Source organism: Mycobacterium sp. TH-M15, assembly GCF_057473705.1.
This window is the reverse complement of sequence record NZ_JBYCLB010000548.1, coordinates 1-4,263: the sequence shown is the minus strand read 5'-3', so window position 1 is coordinate 4,263 and position 4,263 is coordinate 1. Positions and strand designations below refer to the sequence as shown.

Annotated in this window: 4 protein-coding genes; all 4 read right to left on the bottom strand. The window is 68.5% G+C overall.

The window, feature by feature from the left end; translation table 11 throughout:
- On the bottom strand, nt 1–1,377 hold a 1,377-nt coding region (locus tag AC2VNT_RS13390), incomplete at its 3' end, for an MCE family protein (RefSeq protein WP_486947326.1).
- Nucleotides 1,374–2,429: an MCE family protein gene (locus AC2VNT_RS13385; protein WP_486947327.1), complete on the bottom strand. Its 1,056-nt coding sequence runs from the start codon at nt 2,427–2,429 to the stop codon at nt 1,374–1,376. The genes AC2VNT_RS13390 and AC2VNT_RS13385, both read right to left, overlap by 4 nt.
- On the bottom strand, nt 2,416–3,447 hold the full coding sequence (locus AC2VNT_RS13380; protein ID WP_486947325.1) for an MCE family protein: 1,032 nt from the start codon (nt 3,445–3,447) through the stop codon (nt 2,416–2,418). The genes AC2VNT_RS13385 and AC2VNT_RS13380 overlap by 14 nt, the downstream gene beginning before the upstream one ends.
- On the bottom strand, nt 3,447–4,263 hold an 817-nt coding region (locus tag AC2VNT_RS13375; protein WP_486947324.1), incomplete at its 5' end, for an MCE family protein. The genes AC2VNT_RS13380 and AC2VNT_RS13375, both read right to left, overlap by 1 nt.

Here is a 4,263-nt window from a genome sequence, read left to right as displayed (position 1 = left end):
GCCCCCGTACGCTTCCGGTGGCGGCGTCCCGCCACCCGGCTCGGCCGGCCCGGTCGGACCCGGCGCCCGGCCCAGCTGTCCGGGCAGCGGCGGCAGGAACAACGAGGCCACGTCCTTCGGATCCGGCGGGGTGACGCCGGGCGCCGGCAGCCACTTCAGGTACGGCACCGGGGTCTCCGACTTGGCCTCGGTCGCCGGCGTGTCGTACTGGATCTGGCCTTTGTAGGCGGTGATGCTGTTGACCGGGTGGAACAGCAATGGCACGAAGTTCATCGCCCAGCGCCGCAGCACCGGCCCCATCCGCTCCTTGCAGATCTCCGCCCGCTTGAAATTGTCCGGCACCGCGCCGATGTCGAAGATACCGCCGCAGATGAACTGCACCGGGTTGCCGAAGTCGGGCAGCGAGAGCAGCCCGCTCAGCGTGCCCTGGGCCGGGTTGTAGATGTTGTAGAAGTTCGTCAGGCCGTGCGGGGTGATGTGCAGCACCTGCTCGAAGTTGTCGCTCTGGTCGGAGAGCGTCTTGCTGAACTCGGCGAGCTTGTTGACCTGCCCGATCAACGCCTCGTTGTTGTCCTTCAGGAAGCCGCGGACGTCGCGCAGCGCCTGGTTCAGCGTGCCGAGGGTGCCGTCCAGATCCTGCGAGCTCTCGGCCAGCACCGTCGAGACCGAAGCGACGTGGTTGGTGAACTGCACGATCTGCTCGTTGCTCGACGACAGCGCATTCACCAGCACCTGCAGGTTCTGCACGGTGCCGAACAGGTCGGTGCGCGAGTCGCCGAACCGGCCGGCGGTCTGGGACAGCTCGCGCAGCGCCTTCCGGAACGAGCCGCCGCTGGCGTCGAGGGTGTCCGCGGCCTGGTTGACGAACGAGCTCAGCGGGCCGTTCAGTCGTCCCTTCGCCGGTCCCAGCTCCGCGCTGAGCGCGGTCAGCTGCTCTTTGACCTCGTCCCACTCCACCGGGACCGCGGTGTGGTTCAGGTTGATCTCCGCCCCGGCCGGCAGCGCCGGCCCTTCGGTGTAGGCCGGGGCGAACTGGATCACCCGGGCCGAGACGATGTTCGGCGCCATGATGATCGCGTGCACGTCCTGCGGCAGCCGGACGTCCCGGTCCACCTTCATGGTGATCTTGACGTCCTCGGGGCGCGGCTCGATGGACTCGATCCGCCCGACCGGGACGCCGACCACCCGGACGTCGTCGCCGGGGTACAGGCCGACCGCCGAGCTGAAGTAGCCGGTGACCCGGTACCCGGCGTGCGATGGGGAGACCACGTAGACGCCGGCCACCAGCAGCAGCGCCAGCACCCCGGCGAGCACCGCCCGCTGTGTGCCGCCGCGCAGCGCCGAGGAGAACGAGGAGAACGCAGTTCGTGACGTCATGGGGATTTCGGCCTGATCCACATTCGGCTGTCCAGCGTTCCGCGCAGGTAGTCGGCGAGGCTGTCCGGCAGCTTACCGGGCTGGAAGTACAGGTCGACCAGCACCTCGGAGATGGTGGGCGGCGGCATGCCGTACAGGTTGATCTGGAATCCCGGCCCCGACGCCACCACCTCGCCGAGCGTGGTGGCGTAACCCGGCAGCCGCTTCAGCGCGCCCTCGATCCGGTCCCGGCGGGAGTTCATGTTGTCCAGCACCAGGTTCAGCCGCTGCAGGGCCGGGCCGAGGTCGCGCTGGTTGTCGGTGACGAAGCCGGAGAGCTGCTCGGAGACGTCGTCGATGCCGGAGATCAGCGCACCGATCGCCTGACGGCGCTCGTCGAGGGCGGCGAAGAGTTGGTTGCCGCCCGCCACCAGCCGGTTCACCTGCTTTGCCCGCTGGTTGAGCACGCCGGTCACCGACTGGGCGTGGGCGAGCAGCTCGCCCAGCGCCGCATCGTGGCTGTTGAGGCTGCGGGACAGCGCGGCCACCCCGTCCAGCGCGCCGCGCAGCTGCGGGGTCGCGTCGTGCATCGAGTCGGTGAGCGTCCGCAGCGCGTCGGCGAGCTTGCCCTTGTCCAGGGCCTTGACGTTTCCGCCCAGATCCTGCAGCGCGTTGTTGAGGGTGTACGGCGTGGTGGTGCGCTCCAGCGGGATGACCGTCGCCGATCCGCCCCCGTGCGGGGAGATCGCCAGTGACTTCTCACCCAGCACCGTCTCGGTCCTGATCGTTGCCAGCGACTGGTCGCCCACCTGGATGGTGCGGTCGACGGTGAAGCCCACCTTGGCGGTGGCACCGGCCAGCCCCACCGAGGTGACCTTGCCGACCCGGATACCGGATAGCGTCACGTCGCTACCCGGCATGATCCCGCCGGCGTCGGCGAAGTAGGCGCGATAGTTCTTGCCCTGCGGCCAGAACGGCAGGCTGGTGTAGCCGAACGATACGAGAACCAGGCAGGTCACCAGGGTGATGCCGAAGATGCCGGTTCGGGTCGGGTTCTCCTCACTCCTTGACAGGGGAGCACCTCCCCTTGCTCTTGACGTTCTGCCCGCCCTGCGGCAGCAGGATGTCGCTGCCCGCCGGCCCGTTGAACTTCACCGCGATCGTGCAGTAGTAGATGTTGAAGAACGAGCCGTAGGCGCCCAGCGCGTTCAGCCGCAGGTAGTTCTCCTCCAGCGGGTCGATCACCTCGTTGAGCTCGTCTTTCCGCTTGTTCAGCACCGTCGCGAACGGCCGGGCGTTCTCGATCAGGCCCTGGATCGGCCGGCGGCCCCGGCGCAGCACCTCGGTCAGGTCGGTCTCGACCGAGGCCAGCGGGCCGATCGCGCCCGCGACGGCGTCCCGTCCGGCGGCCAGGCCGCTGAGCAGCTGCTGCAGCCGGTCAACGCTGGCGTCGAACTGCGCCCGCTTGGCATCCACGGTGCCCAGCACCGCGTTCAGGTTGTCGATCACCTCGCCGATCAGCTGCTGGCGGGCGGCCAGGACGTGGGTGAACGAGCCGGTGCTGCTCAGCAGCTGCGACAAGGCGCCGCCCTGACCCTGCAGCAGCTCGAGGATCGCGCCGCTGATCTCGTTCACCTTGGTGCCGTCCAGGCCCTTGAGCACCGGACGCAGCCCGCCGAGCAGGGCATCCAGGTCCAGAGCCGGCTGGGTGTGCGTGATGGTGCCGCCGGGCGGCAGCTTGTTCAGCTCGCCGGGGCCGGAGGTGATCTCCAGGTAGCGGTCACCGACCAGGTTCTCGTAGCGGATCAGCGCCTCGGTCGAGTCGTAGAGCTGGTAGCGCCGGTTGACGTCGAAGGTGACGTCGACGCTGTGGTCCGGGGCCAGCTTCACCGACCTGACGGTGCCCACCGGGATGCCGGCGATCCGGACGTCCTGGCCGGCCGTGAGCCGGGACGCGTTCTCGAACCTGGCGTGGTAAGTGTGGCCGGCGGCGAACCGGAACTCGCCGAAGATCACCACCAGAAATACCGACACCAGCAGCATGGCGACCGTGAAGACGGCCACCTTGATCGGCGTTCCCCGGTAGCTCATCAGTACTCGTCCCGTTCCGCGAAGGCGCCGTTGAACAGGAACTGCGCCGTCGACGGCGGGTCGAAAGTCAGCTCGGTGTTCGGCTGAAAGGGGATATAGGCGTTGTCGGTCACCAGGAACGGCGACCGGTACCAGGAGCCACCGTAGTTCTTGCTGGGGATGTCCGGCAGCCCGCGGCAGTTCGGGCCGCCGGTGGCGTTGGCGACCGGCAGGCTCTCCGGGTAGGTGTAGGCCGGCGCGCCGGGGATGAAGCTGGAGTGCACGAACAGCGCCGGGTTGGTGCCGCCGATCGAAGGCCCGAATCGGGCGTACCCCAGGGCCAGCCCCTTGAACAGACAGCCGAACTCCGGCGAGTACTCGGCCAGCAGGCTGCTCAGCGCGCGGAACCGGGTCACCCCGGCGATGAAGTCGTCGGCGCCGGGGGCCAGGGTCTCGTAGGCGTTGCGCCCCAGGCCGGTGGTGGCCAGCAGCGTCTTGGTCAGGTTGGCCCGCTGGTCGACGATGGTCTTGTTGATCGACGGCAGGTTGTCCAGGACGGTCACCAGGTCCGGGGCGACGTCGCCGTAGTACCCGGCCACCCGGGCCGACAGCCGGAAATCGTTCTCCATCGCGGGCAGCTTCGGGTTCAGCTTGCCCAGGTAGGTGTTCAGCCCGGCCATCGCCGCGCCCAGGTTGTCGCCGTTGCCGCGCAGCCCCTCGGCCAGCGCGCTCAGCGTCCCGTTGAGCTTCACCGGCTCGATCTTGTTCAGGGTGTCGGTCAGTGACTGGAAAAGGGTGTTCACCTCCAGCTGCACCGCGCTGGCATGGATGTTGTCG

What these genes read in the sequence shown, in the direction of transcription:
- AC2VNT_RS13380 (WP_486947325.1), bottom strand. Translation starts at nt 3,447, where the DNA reads ATGAGCTACCGGGGAACGCCGATCAAGGTGGCCGTCTTCACGGTCGCC.